This is a genomic window from Waltera acetigignens (assembly GCF_025567015.1).
In the GTDB taxonomy this organism is placed as follows: Bacteria; Bacillota; Clostridia; order Lachnospirales; family Lachnospiraceae; genus Acetatifactor; species Acetatifactor acetigignens.
Genome location: NZ_JAOQJO010000027.1, coordinates 25286 through 43791, shown reverse-complemented (window position 1 = coordinate 43791; position 18506 = coordinate 25286). Strand labels below are relative to the sequence as shown.

At 38.8% G+C, this 18506-nt stretch carries 16 protein-coding genes and 3 pseudogenes; 15 read left to right on the top strand and 4 right to left on the bottom strand.

Annotated elements, in window-relative coordinates; genetic code table 11:
• Window positions 1-50 precede the first annotated feature (50 nt).
• The 7 genes and pseudogenes from OCV96_RS18630 to OCV96_RS18595 all read left to right on the top strand — a co-directional run.
• Complete coding sequence (locus tag OCV96_RS18630) at window positions 51-1703, top strand: hypothetical protein (protein WP_262595144.1); 1653 nt, start codon at window positions 51-53, stop codon at window positions 1701-1703.
• 6 nt (window positions 1704-1709) lie between these two features.
• Entirely contained in the window at window positions 1710-1958 is a 249-nt protein-coding gene (locus OCV96_RS18625) for a hypothetical protein (protein WP_330672258.1), read from the top strand.
• 337 nt (window positions 1959-2295) lie between these two features.
• Window positions 2296-5748 (top strand): hypothetical protein, encoded by a 3453-nt coding sequence (locus OCV96_RS18615; protein WP_262595143.1) that lies wholly within the window; start codon window positions 2296-2298, stop codon window positions 5746-5748.
• A 40-nt stretch (window positions 5749-5788) separates the two neighbouring features.
• A complete protein-coding gene (locus OCV96_RS18610; protein WP_262595142.1) occupies window positions 5789-7453 on the top strand; it encodes a DUF2325 domain-containing protein in 1665 nt (554 codons plus the stop codon).
• A 40-nt stretch (window positions 7454-7493) separates the two neighbouring features.
• On the top strand, window positions 7494-7835 hold the full coding sequence (locus tag OCV96_RS18605; RefSeq protein WP_262595141.1) for an arsenate reductase family protein: 342 nt from the start codon (window positions 7494-7496) through the stop codon (window positions 7833-7835).
• Entirely contained in the window at window positions 7835-8245 is a 411-nt protein-coding gene (locus tag OCV96_RS18600; RefSeq protein WP_262595140.1) for a peptide deformylase, read from the top strand. The genes OCV96_RS18605 and OCV96_RS18600 overlap by 1 nt, the downstream gene beginning before the upstream one ends.
• 32 nt (window positions 8246-8277) lie before the next feature.
• A pseudogene (locus OCV96_RS18595) lies at window positions 8278-8448 on the top strand (ATP-binding protein); the annotation flags it as partial.
• 187 nt (window positions 8449-8635) lie between these two features.
• Here OCV96_RS18595 and tnpC read toward each other — a convergent pair.
• From tnpC to OCV96_RS18575, 4 genes and pseudogenes are all read right to left on the bottom strand, one after another.
• Window positions 8636-9541, bottom strand: coding sequence for an IS66 family transposase (gene tnpC / locus OCV96_RS18590; RefSeq protein ID WP_262595139.1), 906 nt, complete (start codon window positions 9539-9541; stop codon window positions 8636-8638).
• A gap of 28 nt (window positions 9542-9569) precedes the next feature.
• Window positions 9570-9953, bottom strand: a complete 384-nt coding sequence (locus tag OCV96_RS18585; protein ID WP_262595138.1) for a transposase — start codon at window positions 9951-9953, stop codon at window positions 9570-9572.
• Between the two features lie 271 nt (window positions 9954-10224).
• Window positions 10225-10493, bottom strand: a pseudogene (gene tnpB, locus OCV96_RS18580) (IS66 family insertion sequence element accessory protein TnpB).
• A gap of 76 nt (window positions 10494-10569) precedes the next feature.
• Window positions 10570-10950 carry an IS66 family insertion sequence element accessory protein TnpB gene (locus OCV96_RS18575; RefSeq protein WP_262595136.1) on the bottom strand — a complete coding sequence of 127 codons (381 nt, stop codon included), beginning with the start codon at window positions 10948-10950 and terminating at the stop codon, window positions 10570-10572.
• 209 nt (window positions 10951-11159) lie between these two features.
• Here OCV96_RS18575 and OCV96_RS18570 point away from each other — a divergent pair, with 209 nt between their 5' ends.
• The 8 genes and pseudogenes from OCV96_RS18570 to OCV96_RS18535 form a co-directional block, all read left to right on the top strand.
• Window positions 11160-12176, top strand: a complete 1017-nt coding sequence (locus OCV96_RS18570; RefSeq protein WP_262595135.1) for a recombinase family protein — start codon at window positions 11160-11162, stop codon at window positions 12174-12176.
• 30 nt (window positions 12177-12206) lie between these two features.
• Complete coding sequence (locus OCV96_RS18565) at window positions 12207-12446, top strand: hypothetical protein (RefSeq protein ID WP_262595134.1); 240 nt, start codon at window positions 12207-12209, stop codon at window positions 12444-12446.
• 61 nt (window positions 12447-12507) lie between these two features.
• Window positions 12508-13212, top strand: coding sequence for a hypothetical protein (locus OCV96_RS18560; protein ID WP_262595133.1), 705 nt, complete (start codon window positions 12508-12510; stop codon window positions 13210-13212).
• The gene (locus OCV96_RS18555; protein ID WP_262595132.1) at window positions 13205-14893 is read left to right on the top strand and encodes an ORC-CDC6 family AAA ATPase; all 1689 of its coding nucleotides are present in this window, start codon (window positions 13205-13207) and stop codon (window positions 14891-14893) included. Before OCV96_RS18560 ends, OCV96_RS18555 begins: the two co-directional genes overlap by 8 nt.
• Before the next feature lie 152 nt (window positions 14894-15045).
• Window positions 15046-15918, top strand: a complete 873-nt coding sequence (locus tag OCV96_RS18550; protein WP_262595131.1) for a DEAD/DEAH box helicase — start codon at window positions 15046-15048, stop codon at window positions 15916-15918.
• 6 nt (window positions 15919-15924) lie between these two features.
• Entirely contained in the window at window positions 15925-17283 is a 1359-nt protein-coding gene (locus tag OCV96_RS18545; protein WP_262595130.1) for a DUF3427 domain-containing protein, read from the top strand.
• Window positions 17280-17681 carry an 8-oxo-dGTP diphosphatase MutT gene (gene mutT / locus OCV96_RS18540; RefSeq protein ID WP_262595129.1) on the top strand — a complete coding sequence of 134 codons (402 nt, stop codon included), beginning with the start codon at window positions 17280-17282 and terminating at the stop codon, window positions 17679-17681. Before OCV96_RS18545 ends, mutT begins: the two co-directional genes overlap by 4 nt.
• Before the next feature lie 303 nt (window positions 17682-17984).
• Window positions 17985-18368 (top strand): annotated as a pseudogene (locus OCV96_RS18535) (hypothetical protein); the annotation flags it as partial.
• Between the last annotated feature and the right edge of the window lie 138 nt (window positions 18369-18506).

Sequence of the window (18506 nt, the reverse complement as noted above, 5' to 3'; positions counted from 1 at the left end):
TCCTCCTACCAACCTTGATATAGATTAAATAATGATGTAGAAGACTGCTATTGGTCTATGACTACATCATACCAGGAGGTGAAGACTGCTTTAATCCGTTTGATACCAAAAAGCATGCAAAATCTGAACTGATTGGTTATTGCTCAACTGGAAAAGAGTATTTAGTTCCATTATATTTATTAACTGGGAAAAATAATAGTGCATGGTTGACTTCTATCGTAAAAAGGATAGCTGAGAACGTCATATTAGATATTTTAGATGATTATGATGGAAAAGAGGATAAACTACTTTTCGTAAAAAGTGTTTTGACAGAAGAAATTCAAGAGTTAGCAGAAAATCCAGATAATATAGATGATAAAACGGAGTTTGAAAAAGAACTACGTAAACAAGGGGATAATTGGGCAACAGCATTAATAGCATATTTAAATTCTTGCTTAAATAATATACAGTTAAATCAGATAATTGTGGATAATCATAAAAGAGCACGGGCGATAAATATATATGAGAACCTAAATAAAGGTGGCGTACCATTAGGCACTTTTGAACTTGTTATGGCTAAATTTGCTAGTATTAGTGATGAAAATTATAACGACAAAATATTAAATAATATTAAAAGAAGACACAGTTACCCAGAGGAAGTGTTTAGTTCGAAGTTAAAAAATAATGATGATATAAAAAAATATATATATTCAGAGGAGTATAATGCGTCTTTAAAATTACGAAGCGTTGATTTAGACAATGACGTGATAGCTAGTGCATATCTAGATGCATATCTAGATGTTATAAGCTTATATTCGCATTGTCCGGACTTTGATATCTCAAAACTTAATGTAAATCTTGTGAAAAGAGATAAAATATTAGCTGTTTCAGCACATGATTTGAAAAATAAATGTGATGAAGTTTGCGAGGCATTAGATCTTGCAATGTTTTTTTTACAAATGCGCTGTGGTGTAAGAAGTATTAAAGAAATGAATTATAACTTAATTTTAGTTGTGTTAGCATATTTGTTGCTGAATCCATCATATAAAAAAGTCGCAAAAATATATGATTATCTAGATGCTTGGTATTGGATTATTATTTTTTCAGGATATTTCAATACAGACCAAACGGAAAGAGCAATTGTATGTATAAAAAATTTGATTCTATTATTTGAGACAGATGATAAGACATGGATTAAGGGATTGGAACAGAATGTTTTTAAAGTCGATTATTTTACAGAAAAGGAATTCTTGTTATTAAACAAAAATGATGGGACTGGCATATATCCAAAGGAATTTTTACGCGATGTGATATGTCAGTTTTTTATGATAAATACATACAAAGGGTTATATGATGCAAATGTACTTGTTCAACCATTTACAGAGGAAGTTTTAGAGAAACATCATGTAATACCGTTAGGCTCATTAAAAATGCCTGATGAAAAAATTTCGAAAGGAGATAAGCAGCTAAGGAAAAAAAGGGAGTATTTTCTTAATTCTCCGGTAAATTTTATATATGTTACTAAAGATGAAAATATTGCTATTTTAGATGAAAAAATTGCTGATTACACAAAAAGAATAACTAATTATGCATCTAAATCTTTATTAGGGCTAATAGGAGAATTTGATACATCCACAGAAGAGATGTGCAGAAAAATATTATCGAATAGGTATGACGATATTTATGGTAAAGTAATGGATCACATTCAAATATTGATTCCATAAGGGAATTTGAGTGAAATGGCAAGAATAAATTTAGATACAATAAAAAAGCTCAATAAAGATAGAAACACAGTTCATACACCAGTAGTAGCCACTTATACGGTATTCGATACAGTGGATGGAGAGCATTATGTGCAGATTGATACTTATGGAAAAAACGACAGAGAAATACCTGGAAAGGCAAGTCAGTCCATTCAATTTGATAGGGTAAGCGCAAAATTTCTTGTGGATCTGTTGAAAAAAGAATTTAATTTATAAGAAGAGCAAGATTGTTTGAAAGCTATCCGCGTAGTCGCAGCCGTAATCTGTGATTCCATAGAGCACAAAACCAAAATATTTTCCATTGCGAGAGGCTATGAGGAATTCAATTCTAGGGCGGTTGGTAATTTTCCGGTGGGAAGATTGAAGCCGGAGAGACCAAGCAGCAGACAGTTGTCAGAGTGATCCGTGAGAAACTGGATTCCGTGCAGTGGCTTCCGGCGGATGTGACGTTGATTGATAAGATTAGGGGTTGCATGCTTGATAGGATATAATAGATAAGGGGTAGTAATAGTAATCCGAAGGCGATGTAGCAGAACAGGTATAGGGGAAGTATATGTCCAAAAACACAGTCAGCAAAATAAGTAATGCCTTTTCCACAGGTGGTGGAGGAGTAAATTTTGAGCAGCAGGTACAGGCAATGTTTCTTCTTTCATTGTTGGTGGATGGTTTTTGCCCTGCGATGAATGAGCAGACAAAGAGTGTCTGGTTTCAGGCAAAAATGCGATATGATGTTGATGACCTGGCTGTGTTTACTTATAGGGGACAGGCAGAGGGAAAATTACTATGTCAAATAAAACATAGTATTACGATAAGTGAAACAAACCAAACATTTCAAGAAGTTATTACAGCTGCTTGGAGCGATTTTCAAAAAGATGATTTCGATAGAGACAATGATAGAATAGCGTTAGTAACTGCTCAGATTGCTTACAAATCACAACAGGCTTTGAGATTTTTACATGCCCAGGCGGAAGCATCCGGTGATGAAAAGCAATTTGCTGACAGAGTATATCATACCAATTCTTCGAATGATGACAACAAAAAAGCACTGGCAGCAATAGCGTCGTGTATCGAAAAGGCGAATGATGGGAAGCCTACGGATTTAGAACTATGGAAATTCTGTAAATGTTTTATATTACTTTTATTTGATGTGGATTGTAAGGAAAGTATTAACAGGGCCTTATCTATATCCTTAATAAAATGCAATTCAACAGAAAAAGCAGATCTTGTATGGTCCCGACTGGTGGAATATGCTGGTTGCTGTAACCAGACAGCAGCAAATATAAGTCTGCAAAATATTGATAGAGAAATTCTAGATCTTTTTTCGAATCAAGAGAGTATACAATCGCTGCCGTTGCCTCTTGAAAAAGTTGATTTGTTCATTCCAATGCTGGCACTTATTGGTTCCTGGAATGAAAAGAATGAATTTGACCGGCAGATAGTAGAGAAAATATCAAATATGGGATATTCGGAATTTGAATCAAGAGCAAGAAGCATGCTTTGTCAAAACTCTGAATATTTAAAATTAGAGAACGGAATTTGGAAAGTACTACATAAAGAGGAATTACTTGAGCAATGTAAAAACATGATTTTTGACGATTGTGTGAATCGTTTGTTGCAAGCAGCACAAATTGTATTTTCCCAGAGGAGTCAAAGAGTAATAAGCCAAAATCCGTATTATATCGAGACTGACGGTGAGTACGATAATTCTAAGATACTTCGGAAAAGCCTGGCAAAAAGTTTGTGCTGGATAAAAAAATCTCTGTCAGAATTGTCAAGATGTAATCGAAATGACATAGAGGATTCAATATACGAATTAGTACGAGCCATATTGAAGGATGGAGATTGGATAATGTGGGCAAGCCTTCAGGACTGCCTGCAGAATATAGCAGAACTTTTGCCGGACGAATTTTTGAAAAAGATTGAATGGAGCACGATTTACAAACCACAAGAGATATTACGCTTGTTTCCTAAGAGCGGTGATAGTATTATGCGGCCTAATTATATTACTCATATACTATGGGCAATAGAAGCATTAGCTTGGGCACCGGATTATTTGATTCCGGCTATTAATGCGTTGGGGCTTTTGGCGGCGCTTCCCTATGAGAAAACAAATTGGGCGAATACACCTATTAATTCTATAGTATCTATTTTACTTCCTTGGCATCCACAGACACTTGCCGATGCGGAAAAGAGAAAAAATGCATTGCGGTGTTTAAAAAATGACAATCCATCGGTATTTTGGAAGGTGTTAGTAAAACTGTTGCCGAATCAGACACGAACAACATCTGGAAACTCTAAGCCGGAGTATTTATTATTGGAGATTCCTGAAAAAATAGAAATAACGGATGCAGAAGTATATGAACAGTATGATTTTAACTTGGAATTAGCTGTAGAGGTTTCTGAAAATGAAATAGAAAAGCTGGCGTTTCTTGCTAAGCAAATCGGATATATGAAAGAATCAACATTGCTGGAATATTTAGATTGTATTGATCGAAATATAGAATTTGCTAATGAAAAGGAACTCTTTACCCTATGGTTAAATCTGCGTAAGCAAATAGCACAACCAAATTTAAAAGAAGGGACGGTTGTCTATAGTCAGATTGACAGAATACAGTCTTTGATACAGTTAATAGAACCCAAGGACATCAGGGTGAAGTATCAGAAATTATATTTGGAAAACAAATACGTACCCGATGAGGATTTTAGAACATACTGGAAAACATTGGAACATAAAAAAGCCATAGCGGTTAAAAACATATTTGATCAATTTGGAGCTGAGGAAACCGAAAAATTTGGACATGAAGTAAAAAATATGTATGATGTTGCACAAAAACTTGGTAGTTCTTTAAATCAGGGAGAAATATCAAGCGTAATTGATGGATATTATGCAGGTCAATTATCGTTACAGTTTTATATTCCCTGTGTCAGTGCGTATGTTTATAACCAGGGATCAGAGAAATTGATGGAAACATCACTGGTGCAAAAGGATACAAAGGAGATTTTAGAAACACTTTCAAAAATTCCTTTTTCATTAGACCTTTATAACGTAGTAAAACAATTGCTGCCGAATGAAACTGCATATTGGGAAATTGCGACCGTGCCGTATGCTTATAATGAGGACGAGAGTGAAGAATTAGAATTAATCGTTGAAAATTTTACCAAATGTAAAAGGTATGTTGATGTAGTCAACATTGTCGGGAGGTCTGAGTTAGGAAAGCTATTTACTGCACAACGTGTACATGATATGTTGTGGCTGGCAGGAACCGAAAAATCAATTGGGGCAGAGAAAGTGGATGATTATGCGGCACGTAAGTTGATTGGCTGGTTACAGAAACAGGATGATGTTGCCTTGGAAATAAAATGCGACATCGAATTTATTTATTTACCTATATTGGATGAGTATTCTGAGGTGCGGCCACATGCTTTAAATACTAGATTGAGTAATGATCCAGATTACTTTTGCAGTTTAATTGAATTGTTTTACAAAAAACATTCCGAAGAGAAACACCAAATCAAATTGAATGAGGGCATGGGTGAGCGTTTATGTGAAATTCTGCTTGAATACAAAGTTACGCCGGGAGTAGACTGGAATGGTAAATTTCACGAAAATGTATTTCGAAGCTGGATGGATTTTGTAAAAGCATGGAGTTTAGAGAATGATCGTTACGAAGTAACAATGGAGACGGTTGGCGCTGGGTTTGCATATGCACAACTTGACGATGAAAAGCTTCCGCAAAAAGTGATTATAGAAGAATTAAATAAAGTGGAAAATGAAGAACTTCGTCGGGGATATGACCTCGGAGTAGTGAACCAGAGAGGTGTTCATTTTATAGACCCGGAGGGAAAACCTGAACTTGAATTGGCTGCCGATTATGAAATGAGAGCTGATTTGGCTGAGAAAAAAGGATATTCCAGATTTGCGGAGTTGCTTAGAGGGATTGCAGAGCAATACCGAAGAGAGGCATCACGTAATATTAGAAGAGCTAGAAGAGAGGTGGAGGAATAACCCTAGAAAAGACAAAGGAATGAGCAGGAGAACAGAAATAATGAAACCGATTTTACCATCAATAAATGATATAGATTTTAAGCAATTAAATACTAATGATATGCCTGTGCCGAGTCTGGAATTGATGGATGCTTTCATTCGTGATTTGAAAAACCATGAGAGTGGGAGCCTTGTCCCGGAGACCTCAGGGGCAGATTACTTCTTTATCCGAAATTTTATTACAGAAGATATGAGATGGGATTTCGACAGGATTGAAGAGGATTTCATGAAACACTGTTATGATAAACTTCGTGATTTTGCAAAGGTTCAGTGGTATGAGCAAAATTCAATCAGGTTTTCTTCCCCCGAAGAATCTCACCGATATATGGTTATGGGACTTATATTGAATGGTGCCAAGGCGGAAGACGAGTATTGTAAGGCACTGCTTCGCTACTTGTTTAAGACCTACTACAAGTCTCTATGCAAACAGTTGAAGAGATTCAATAAGATTTCTGCGGATGAAATCATAAGCCTAAGTGAGATAGACGAACGCATGGATTTGGGAAATCTGGCCATTATTTTAACAATGTGTTCTATCAATAATATTGTTCTTGGCAATAGCTGTTCTGTGCTTTTTACCCACCTGGAAAAGATAAGGCAGGAGTACGAAGCAGAGGATGAGGAAGATACCCAGTATATGGAGTTCGCAGATGGTTTATTTGAAGAATGTCGCGAGCAGGTGGACAAGTGGGTGGAAGAAGATGAAAAGGCACACCCCAATTATGCCAGACAACTGAAAGATTACTGGAAGGAAGATGAGTATGTGGCAGGCTGCCTGAAGCATCTGGGATATCCGGGAGATTATCTGTACCGTTGTATGCAGAATCACATGGGACTTCCGATTCAATTTACGAGGACATTGGCAGTACTGCGTACAGTTTATCCGAAAAGGGAAATTGCTTTTGATGAAATTCAAAGATATGCGCATCTGTATAGTGCAATCTCCGCCCTTGTAGATGTCAGTGAGGAACTGGATAATGTGAATCGGGAGATGCTTGGTCTTGAAACAGGGTATGCCACATGGGAGGAAGATACTTTTTTTCATCCGGAGAACATAGTTGTTCATAAATCGGAGACACCGAAGAACGAACCTCACGTTCTTACAAAGGTTGCACAGGTTGAGACAGATACCGTAACGAAAGAAGATTATCTGGCAGAAATTGATGCATTACGAAGTAGACTTAGTCAGCGGGAAATGGAATATAAGAATCTCAAAATGCAATATGCCGCAGCAAATTTCGCAAGAAAGGAATCAGAAGCTCTTCTTTCCAAATACCAAAATGATAGGGAAGAACTGATTGCACTCAGAGAATTTGTATATCATCTCGAACAGGAAGCACCGGAGATAGAAACACTGTCTTTGGACGTGATGAAGGAAGCGATAGCCACTAAGAAATATGTCATAGTGGGCGGTCATGTGAACTGGGTAAATAAATTGAAGGCAGAATTTCCAGGATGGACATACATACTTCCAAGTACATTTAAAACAGTGGATGCGGGTAGTCTTGACCATAAGGATATGATTTTCTTCTTCACAGATTATATCAGCCATGCGGCATATGGAAAATTCATTGGAATTGCAAGAGAACGAAAGATACCATTTTCTTATCTGCACGGCGTAAATATGGGGCAGATTGTCAGACAGATTTATGATAGGAGACAATAATGGTAAAATGAAACTCTATGATTTGCAGTAGGTGAAGCAGATGAATATACAGATTTTTGGAACTAAGAAATGCAATGATACAAAGAAAGCAGAACGTTTTTTCAAGGAGCGCAGCATAAAGTATCAGTTCATTGATATGAAAGAAAAAGGCATGAGCAAGGGCGAGTTTACTTCTGTTGCACAGGCTAATGGCGGTCTTGAAAATATGATTAACTGGGATGGAAAAGACCAGGATATACTTGCTCTTATTAAGTATATTGCAGATGAAGATAAACTGGAAAAGGTACTTGAGAATCCGCAGGTAATTAAAACACCGGTAGTAAGAAACGGAAAGCAATCTACACTTGGATATCAGCCTGATGTATGGAAGGGATGGAATTAATGGTAAAGAAGATAATGCATGATCCGCTGTTTCTGGCACAGAAGTCAGTGGATGCAACAGAGGCAGATAAACAGATTGTGACAGATTTGTTTGATACACTTAAGGCAAATTTAGAACACTGTGTTGGTATGGCTGCTAATATGATTGGAGTAAAAAAGAATATCATTGTAGTAGCAGCCGGACCATTTCAGTTTGCAATGATAAATCCGGTAATAACAAAGAAATCCGGAGCATATCAGACTGAGGAAGGATGTCTTTCTCTGGAAGGTGTAAGACTGTGTACGAGATATCAGGAAATAGAGGTGGACTATCTTGATCAGAACTTTAAGAAACAGCATGGAAAGTATTCAGGTTGGATAGCACAGATTATTCAGCATGAGATTGACCATTGCAATGGAATTGTCATATAAAGGGATAATATCTTTTAGGAGCGAAAAACATTATGGAAAAGGAGATAAAAAGAGACTATTATCTGGACCAGCTGATAAAGAGAAAAAATAACGGACTGATAAAAATAGTGACCGGCATCAGGAGATGTGGAAAATCTTATCTGCTACGTACCATATTTAAGAACCATCTCATCGAAAGCGGAGTGGATGAGGGACATATTATTTCCTTTTAGATGATGAGCGCGTTATAATAAGGACAAAGTTAGAGAAACCCAGTAAAATCAAGGGGTAGCACTAATTTAGTCCTTATTTTTATACCATTTTAGCGGTAAAGATAGGGCAGCGCTGCAATATTAAACCGAAAATCGTAAACGTCAAATCCTGCGCCTACCCTTAAATTTAACGCCGCTTTTATGAGCGGCGTGGTTTCCGGCATTCCTCGGGAAGCTCCTCTGCCCAGGGCATCAGCTGATCTAGTTTTGCCGGATCTATATTTCCTTTTTTGTCACAATACTTAGGCAGCTCCGTGAGGATATACCTGAAGTAGTAGTACGGGCGCAGATTGTTCAGCTTTGCTGTTTCTGAAATACTGTAAACAAGAGCGCTGGCTCCGGCACCTTTTGCTGTGTTATGGAACAGCCAGTTCTTCTTGCCGATACAGAAAGTCCGGATAGCCCGCTCGGAAGCAGAGTTATCGATTGGGATATCCCCGTCGGTCAGAAATACCTTTAAATAGTTTTCCTGATGGATGACGAAATTTAGTCCCTGTCCGGTCCTGGATTTCGGAGGCACCGCACATTCTGCAGCCTGTTGTTTTGCCCACGCAAAGAAATCCTCAACCAGCGGCTTTATCCTTGTCTGCCGCTGTGCAAGGCAATCCGTTGCCGGAAGTTCTTTCAGTTCGGTATCGATCCGGTAGAATTCTGCGATCTTTTGTAATGCCTGATATGCCACGGAATTTTTTACTGACAGGGGATCCTTTTTATCCGCTGCCTTTACGGCAGCTGCAAAGGCTCTTCTTGCATGTGCCCAACAGTTTGCGTTTGTCACTCCCGGCAGTTTTTTGTCTAGCAGATGATACTGCTCCAGACTGTCCGTGACCAAAACTCCTTTGTAGTTCCGGTAAAACTCCAGCGGCTTTTCGTGATCCCTGCCTTTCTGGTATTCGTAGATCACCACAGGATGTTTCTTATAGAACTCCCCGGAACGGTGTACCCACATGTAGCATTTACTGTTCGGACGGTCACTGTCACCGATCACCTGTGTCGGTGTTTCGTCTGACTGCGTCACCTGCAGGGACAGCAGTTCCTCCTTCATACGATCCACAAACGGTGCGAAATATTTCTCAGCACACCGGATGATCCAGTTCTTCTGTGGATACCTGATAAGGAGGAAGGATCTCTTCCGGGAAATCTTTCAGATCCATTTCCCGTTGTCTTTTTTTCTTATGGTTACGTCGGGATGGAAGTACTTCCTCCGTAGCAGGCTCTGGGACAGACAGATTGCAGCAGTTTTCTGCCTCATCAAAGAAGGACAGCTGACCATCTATGGAATCCAGCGTTTCTGTGTGTTTTCCGAAACGATAGCTGTTCGCTATGCGTACCTGCTCGATCAGCCGCTCGATGTTCTCATTCAGGGTATCCGGCTGTCCCTGCATCATAAGAACGATGGTGATCAGTTCTTCCCTGCTGCAGTTATTCAGTTCTTCCAGTGTATGTCTGTCTGCCATTGTCCCGCTTCTTAAACTGTTTTCATTATACCAGAAAACACAAAGGATTGCGAACCAGCAACCCCGCAGGTTTCGTCATTCTGCCTATGCCTGTATGGCGGTGTGATGGTCATAGAGCCAGGGAAATATAAAGTTTTCAAGGTGCTGAAATTTTATCCGGATCCTCCTGTGGATACGTCACAGACCATGAAACAGCCTTCAGAGAGGCTGTAACACTGGGAATGGATCTGACCGGATGACAGGCATAAAAAATCTATGTTTTGCACAAAGATCAGGTGGGCTTTTGCGGTGTTACTTCCCTGACTCTGGGGTTCAGGGGATTCAGCCCCATCATAAGATAACGGAACTGTTCCTCTGTAAGGTCTGCGGCCTCTTCGCTGGTTCTCGGCCAGGACAGGGAACCTGCCTCCAGCCGTTTGTAGAGCTGAAGGAAACCGCCATCCATAGAAGTCCCTTGATGCGGTCGGACCGTCTGCCACAGAACAGGAATAAAGTTCCCTTTTCAAAAGGATTCTGATGGTATCTGTCTCCGATGATCATGGACAGCCCATCGATCCCTTTGCGCAGATCCACACATCCGCAGACAATCACGACTCTGCGGATACCGGCAGCATCTTCAAGCATGAAGCACCTCCTGCAACAGCCTGCAAAGCAGGGACTCTGAAATATCGTTTGATAATTCCAGAGTCAGGCGGCCTGATCTGATCACTGCAACCGGAGTCATTGCTGCCGGGACGGTTGGCACCGGTGCTGTGTCCAGAGCAGTTTTTACCGGGATTTCTACAAAAGAGAGGGCAGACGGGTTGGCGGCTTCCTGAAGTCCCTCCTGTTCACAGACTTCCCGGCGGATCTTTCGGAGCCAGTAATAGTAAGATTTTTCAGAAATATCGTTTTCAGCAAGCCACTGTTTTGCTGTAGTGCCTGCCGGTCTGTCCTGGCACTGTCGAATGATGTTTATCCAGTTCGACCTGCGGACAGTGTGAGTTAATTGATCCATGCGCTTTAGCCTCATCTAAAAAACTAATATTTTTTTCGTGTTATTTAGAGCGTGGCACAAAAAGATCAATTAGCCAAGGCGCAGGATTTGACGTTTACCAATAATTCAAAACTATTTCTGCCATTAGCTGTGTTATCGTGAAGGATTTCTCTAGATTTTCCAGAGATCGCATTGAGCAGGGAAAATATATCGAGCAGATATTTCCTTTTATGGGTGTGCGATTTATTGCTATTAACGATCATTACGACAGCAATGATTATGTAGGCGGTATCGGTGAGATTGATGTTGCTTTTAAAGGAATCCTCTATGATTTCTTCAGTGAGGAGCAGTCTCAGAAGGTTTCTTCCACATTGGATGCCAAGCGTAGCAACGGAAAATATATTGCCGCCTTTGCTCCTTATGGATATGTAAAAAGTCCGGAGGATAAGCATAAGCTGGTGGTGGATGAAGTTGCAAGTGAGATTGTAAAAAGGATTTTCAGAGAGTTCTTGGACGGTAAGTCCATGTACAAAATTGCAGAGGGCTTGAACCGGGATGGAATTGATTCGCCGGGAGTGTATATTGCAATCCAGGAAAACAATGAAAAGCAACTTGCAAAATATCGTGAGAAAAAGGCTCTTTGGAACAATGTGGCGGTGGGCAGGATCCTTGCAAATGAGCAGTATACCGGAACGATGGTATATAACCGATTTAAGAGTGAAAATGTTGTCGACAAGCACGCCAAGGCTTTGCCAGAGGAAGCATGGAAGCGCGTGGAGAATTGTCATGTTGCTATTATCTGTAGAGAGGATTTTGAAAGAGTGGCTGCCATGAGAAAAGGAAATAAATGTGCCGGAGCTGAGCGAAAACATGAAACACACTGTCTGACAGGTAAAATGATATGCGGAAAGTGCGGGCACTGTTTGTCACATTCCTATTCCGGACGCCCGAAGTATTACTGTGCCAAGCATTACCTTGATAAAGCAGATGGCAAGTGCAATATAAGCGTCCTCGATTCGACTATGGAAGAGGTGGTGATGAAGTCACTGCAGTTGTTCATTGATATGTGGGTGGATTCCAGAAAGATTGTGGATATGCAACGTGAGAAGCAGGCACAGCGATTAAAACTGGCAGAAAAGCATCTGCTTGATATGGAGAAAAGCTATGACCGCATCAATAAGGATTTGCGTGACGCTTATGAAAGTTATAAGCTTGGCATGACCGACAGAGAAAACTATTTGGAGTAGAGAAAGACCTACGAGCAGTTGCTTGTGTGCATGCAGGAAAATATTGAAAAGCAGAAAGCTGCAATCAGCAAAATGGCAGCTATGGACCTGCCGGAAGTAGCCGGTTTTGAAATGCTGAAAGAGCAGATGAAGTTGCAAAAATTGGATAAGGAAATTGTAGATGCTTTCGTGGCGGAGATTGTTGTACATGCTAAGGATAGGGTGGAGATAAAGTGGAAGTTTCGGGATGAGTTTCAGACGGCGGAAAAGGGCGAAATTTGTAGAAATTAGGTGGAGAATAAAAACTTATAGTGGTATAATGAACAAAACAATTATAAGAGAGGATTGAACTTTGGAAAATACGACTAATGTAATAATGCAAAGAATGTTTTCTTCATTAGAGACTAATTATCGGACCGCGATTAGTGAAAATGAAGAAGTATATATGCAAGTAATTATGTATCTAAATTCTGTTGAGAAATTTTGTGCTTTAGTAGAAGATGAACAAATTGTATTGGTTATGAAGGAAGTATGTCATGATCTGATATCTTCAGTTTATATGGCGTCGAACGGAATGTACAGAAACGCATATATTTGTCTTAGAAGTGCGATTGAATTAGCATTGGCGGTGTTATATTTTTTGGATCATAATTTTGATTTTTTGTTATGGAAACAAAATAAGTATGATGTAAAATGGTCCGTGCTAAATAATAGAGAACTGGGCGTTTTGTCTAACAAATATTTTAATTTGTTTTGTGAAACCGAAGCTGATTTTACAGATTTTATTGAAAGGGTAGAAAATATATATCATAATTGCTCGGAATATGTTCATGGAAAATTCTCTTTTATGCAAACTAATTGTATGAATACAGCAATAAAATATGAGCCTTCGGTTTTTAAAGCATGGAGCGAAGATTGGGTTGAAGAAGTAAAAGTTATTATACTGTTGTTTGCTGTAAGATTGTGCAAAAGAGTTGATGATTTAGATGGTGAAACCAAGAAACAATTATTAGAAGATGCAAAAGATTTTGAATTGAGAGGTGTTTTCAATGACTGAAAATTTATTAATTGATGATGAGATTATTTTTAGAACGGAAGACTTGAAATTAAAAGAAATAGGGATTAAATTTGTTGAGACAAAGAAAGATAGGGAGAATATAGAGTATTTAAAAAAGAAAACACCAATAATATTATCTGGAAGTCGTGGAACAGGAAAGACAATGTTATTGAAAATGGCAGAAAAAGAAATGGACGATTCTTATGAAAAGAATAAAGTTTTGCCAGTATTTATTAGCTTTAGTAAAGCAATATTTGTAGATATAGATAAAGATATATTGTTTTTTAAACAGTGGATGCTTTCTAAAATATTGTTTGAATTGAGAGTAAAACTAAAAAAACATGGTATAGGAATGAGCCAACCAAGTATTTTTGGAAGTCTCTTTGGCTGTAGTGATGAAGTTGATGAGTTATCGGATAAGCTGAGTTCCTTTATTACGGTTATGGAAGAGACGTGGAGAAAGAAGGACGATGAATCCAATGAGAGATTACGAAAAGTATTTGGAATTGAGCCAGAACGAATAGGTGTGATTTCAGATGTGGATTATTTTAAAAAGTTAATTGAAGAGTTGTGTGAATATTATGATATAGAGAGAGTTGTGCTTTTGTTTGACGAGGCATGTCATAACTTTATTCCTATTCAACAAAGAGAATTTTTTACTTTTTTTAGAGATTTGAGAACACCTTATATTAGTTGTAAGGCAGCAGTTTATCCAGGTATTACATCATATGGTACGTTTCAGGCATTTCATGATGCTGAAATAAGAAAAGTAGAAAGAGATATATCGGACAAAGATTATATAGCTAATATGCGCGAGATGGTTAAAAATCAGCTCGGAGAAGATGTATATAAAATATTTGAAAGTAATGGTGATAATTTTAATGCATTAATTTATGCGGCGTCAGGAAATCCTCGATTGATGTTAAAAAGCATATATGTTGCAAGTAATGAATTGAAAAGCTTAAATATGTTAAATACGAATAATACAATTAAGCAATTTTATAGAACTAATATATGGAATGAACATACAAAATTAGGGGAAATATATACCGGTTACAAGCCGCTTATAGATTGGGGAAGAGATTTTATTGAGAATAAGGTTTTAGAAGAAACATATAGCAAGAATGAAAAAAGACTTGGTTCTGACGATTATTCTCAGACAATATTCTTTGCTATTAATCGGAAGGCTCCGGAAGCTGTTAAGAAAGCAATGAAAATTCTTGAGTATTCTGGAATCGTTACATTACATACTGAGGGAACAAAGGTTAGAACAGAAATTCTTGATAGATATCAATTGAATTTTGGTATAGTTTTGGCTTCTGAATCCAAGGATACACCTGTTAAAAGATATAAGGAAATTGTTGAACATTTATCAGTGAAATTATATACAGAATATGGAGAAAATTCACCAGCATATGGTAATGTGACGGGGATTGTTTTAAATGGTAATAATGAAAAATCTTCTTCCGTTTTAGCTAGTATTTTGGATAGTAAAATAGAGAAGTTGGATTTGACAAGATTTCAAATGGAAACATTAAAGAATAGTGGTTTTGTTACTGTTGGCGATGTTTTAAGAGGAAATGAAAATGACTTGCAGCGTGCATATGGAATTGGCCCTGTTAGAGCAAGAAGAATATTTAATATTATATTTAATGCATCTATTGAATATATCTCGGGTTAAAATATAAATTATTAAAAATATAAAACTGCGGTGTAACCTAGGTGATTGCAAAGCGGGAGTCATAACCCACCACCGCATTCGATTCCATCCGGAATCCCAAAACTGAATAAAAACCTATCCGAAAAAAATACAAAAAAATCCTCTTCACACCCTTGACACGAGCGGGTACAGGCAAGACGTATGCATCGGCCTTTGCCATGCGAGAGTTAGGATTTAAGCGTGTTCTGATTCTGGTACATAGATCTACCCTCGCGAAACAGGCGTTGACATCATTCCGAAAAGTATTTGAAGATAAGAAGTCAATGGGCATTGTTGGGGCAGGATATTCAGATTATGAGGCAGATTATATTTTTGCTATGGTGGAGACTCTTCACAAAGAGGATAATCTGAGAAAGTTTGCACCGGAAGAGTTTGATTGTATTGTTTTGGATGAGGCCCATCATAGCCCGGCGAATACTTATCAGAAGGTCATGGAGTATTTCAAACCGAAATTATTCCTGGGTATGACAGCAACGCCGGATAAGAGGGATGATGGGGATGCTTCCAGGAATGTATACGAATTGTTCCATTATCAAATCGCTTACGAGATCAGGCTGCAGCAGGCAATGGAAGAGGATTTGCTATGTCCATTTCATTATTTTGGAATTAGTGATATTTCCATGATAACGGACGAACAAACGAAGGCGAGAAATGTTTCGGAGGAATATTTTGGAAGATTAACCAGTGACGAGCGTGTAAGACATGTCATCGAACAGGCGAGATATTATGGATATAGCGGTGATCGTGTTAAGGGACTTATTTTCTGCAGTAGGAATAGGGAATGTGAGGAGCTGTCTGCAAAGTTCAATAGACTGGGATACCGTACCGTAGCACTAAGCGGCAAGAATACCGATCGTGAACGAGAAGCAGCATTTGAACGTCTGGCAATGAATGAAGCGGATACAACAGATGAAATGCAGCCTTTGGACTACATTTTTTCAGTAGATATTTTGAATGAAGGTGTAGATATCGTAGAAGTGAACTAGGTGATCATGCTGCGACCTACGCAGTCTCCTATTGTATTTATACAGCAGCTTGGCAGAGGACTTAGAAAAGCTGAGAACAAGGAATATGTGGTAATTCTTGATTTCATCGGCAATTACAATAATAATTTTATGATTCCAGTGGCATTGTCCGGAGATAGAACTTATAATGCGGATACCATTCGGAAATATGTGATTTCGGGGAACAATACGATTCCTGGAGCATCAACAGTTCATTTTGATGAGATTGCTAAGGAGAAGATTTTCAATTCTATTGATAAAATCAAAGGAATGAGATCTATTATAAAGGAAAGCTATATTTCTCTGAAAAATCGCATTGGAAGGACGCCGTTATTGTTTGATTTTTATGAACAGGGAGAGATTGATCCGCTGGTAATTATAAGAGAATATAAGACGTATTGGCAATTTCTGGAAGCGGTGGAAAAGGGCAAGTATTTCAGCAAATTAACGGATCATGAAAAGCTGATCTTAGATTACTTGTCTAAAACGATTTTAAGCGGTGTCAGACCCAGTGAGTTGTTCCTCTTGCAGAAATTACTGACAAAGAAGACATTTTCTGTGAATGAAGTACAAAAAGAACTGAAACGACTCTTGGATTATAATATAACGGATCTGGAAATGCGTGAATCAGTAAAAATTCTACAGGGATGTTTTACTAGTAAGGACGAGGAATATCAGAAGTATAATACCATAGAGATTATGGATTATGACGAAAAGCAGGGTGTGCGTTGCTTTGCGAGCTACGCAAATTGCCTGTTGGACAATGAATTTAATACGCAGGTTAAAGATATCATAAATGTGGGACTTGCAAGATACCGGGACAAGTATGCTCATGGAAAAGTAGAGCAAACACCGTTTGTCTTATATGAGAAATATTCCAGAAGAGACGTGAGCCTTTTGATGAATTGTGGGAAAGATATGTCTTCTACAATGTATGGAATGAGTCGAATTGGTGATGATGTATTCATTTTTATTACATATCATAAGGAAGAGGCCGAAGAGGGCAAGAACTACGCGGATGGAAAACCTGATTATGCGGATGCTTTCGAGGATAATCTGATTTTTAAATGGGATTCCCAGATTGGTAAGGATAATAGCAGTCCTTACATGCAGAAAGTACTGACAGCACCGAGAAAACATCTATTGGTGAAAAAGAGTGATGCGGAATCAAGCTTTTATTATATGGGACAATTTGATATTATAGAATCTGTAGATAGCCAGAAAGAAGACAACAGTGGTAAAATGAAACCGATCGCGAAGGTGACCATGAAGATGCATCATCCTGTGCGCGAGGATTTGTTAAGGTATTTACAGAGCAATATTTCAAAGGAGAACAAAGCAGTATGAAAACCATTCGCGTAGTCGCAGCCGTAATCTGCGATTCCATAGAGCACAAAACAAAAATATTTTCCACCGCAAGAGGTTACGGAGAATTCAAAGGTGGCTGGGAATTCCCCGGCGGGAAGATCGAAGCCGGAGAAACTCCACAGCAGGCGGTTGTCAGAGAGATCCGGGAGGAACTGGATGCTACGGTCAGAGTCGGAGACCTGATAGACACCATAGAGTACGATTACCCGGCATTCCATTTATCCATGGATTGTTTCTGGTGTGAGGTTGCGTCGGGAGAACTGAAGCTTCTTGAGGCGGAAGCCGCCAGGTGGCTGACGAAGGAAGAACTGGATTCCGTACAGTGGCTTCCGGCGGATGTGACACTGATTGATAAGATCAGAAAGTGCATGGAGTAGGCGTACAGCCATTTATCGGAGATTGGCAGGAAAGAACTGGATTTGCAACGTCTGTTGTTTTCACATATATAGGAAGCGCTGTGTTGACAAGTGCCGGAATTGTTAGTACTATAATCTCAAAGCATATATTCTTACGATTCCGGCAGCGAGAGCTGATCCACACATCTATATCATTTCAATGAATTCTATGCTTTTATACCACATTAACCATGCATGCACAGCATAGTACGTTGAATGACAAGTGGATAGGACAGGCGAAGTGTACCTTCTTGATTTCAAGTGCTATGGGAACAGGAGGACACTATGAAGAAATGCAGCTACGAATTGCTTATTGCTAACCGCAAATACAAGGATACTATTTTTCGATGGATATTTTCCCAAATCGAAAATTTGTTATCTCTGTATAATGCTGTGACAGGGAAACATTATCAGAACCCGGAAGAGTTGGAGATCGTGACTCTGGAAAATGCCATTTATATGGGCATGAAGAACGATCTGGCATTTGTACTGGAAATGGGATTGTACCTGTATGAACATCAGTCTACGTATAACCCCAATATTCCATTGCGAGATTTGTTTTACATAGCCAGTGAATATCAGGATCTGGTAGATGAAAAGTCCCTATATTCCTCCGGAATTCAAAAGATTCCGACCCCGAGCTTTCTGGTGTTTTATAATGGAACAGACCGGAATGTTCCGGCAAAGTAAAAGAGGTTTCGAAGCAGCTGCATGCGAATCCGAAAGCAGAGATCTACGTTTTCCTCTTTCACCCATGCACCGGAAGTTGTAAAGTTCTAAAACAGCGTAAAATAATAGCCAAATTCG

What these genes read in the sequence shown, in the direction of transcription:
- OCV96_RS18615 (WP_262595143.1), top strand. Translation starts at nt 2,296, where the DNA reads ATGTCCAAAAACACAGTCAGCAAAATAAGTAATGCCTTTTCCACAGGT.
- OCV96_RS18610 (WP_262595142.1), top strand. Translation starts at nt 5,789, where the DNA reads ATGAAACCGATTTTACCATCAATAAATGATATAGATTTTAAGCAATTA.
- OCV96_RS18605 (WP_262595141.1), top strand. Translation starts at nt 7,494, where the DNA reads ATGAATATACAGATTTTTGGAACTAAGAAATGCAATGATACAAAGAAA.
- OCV96_RS18600 (WP_262595140.1), top strand. Translation starts at nt 7,835, where the DNA reads ATGGTAAAGAAGATAATGCATGATCCGCTGTTTCTGGCACAGAAGTCA.
- tnpC (WP_262595139.1), bottom strand. Translation starts at nt 9,541, where the DNA reads ATGAAGGAGGAACTGCTGTCCCTGCAGGTGACGCAGTCAGACGAAACA.
- OCV96_RS18585 (WP_262595138.1), bottom strand. Translation starts at nt 9,953, where the DNA reads ATGGCAGACAGACATACACTGGAAGAACTGAATAACTGCAGCAGGGAA.
- OCV96_RS18575 (WP_262595136.1), bottom strand. Translation starts at nt 10,950, where the DNA reads ATGGATCAATTAACTCACACTGTCCGCAGGTCGAACTGGATAAACATC.
- OCV96_RS18570 (WP_262595135.1), top strand. Translation starts at nt 11,160, where the DNA reads ATGGGTGTGCGATTTATTGCTATTAACGATCATTACGACAGCAATGAT.
- OCV96_RS18565 (WP_262595134.1), top strand. Translation starts at nt 12,207, where the DNA reads ATGCAGGAAAATATTGAAAAGCAGAAAGCTGCAATCAGCAAAATGGCA.
- OCV96_RS18555 (WP_262595132.1), top strand. Translation starts at nt 13,205, where the DNA reads ATGACTGAAAATTTATTAATTGATGATGAGATTATTTTTAGAACGGAA.
- OCV96_RS18545 (WP_262595130.1), top strand. Translation starts at nt 15,925, where the DNA reads ATGCTGCGACCTACGCAGTCTCCTATTGTATTTATACAGCAGCTTGGC.
- mutT (WP_262595129.1), top strand. Translation starts at nt 17,280, where the DNA reads ATGAAAACCATTCGCGTAGTCGCAGCCGTAATCTGCGATTCCATAGAG.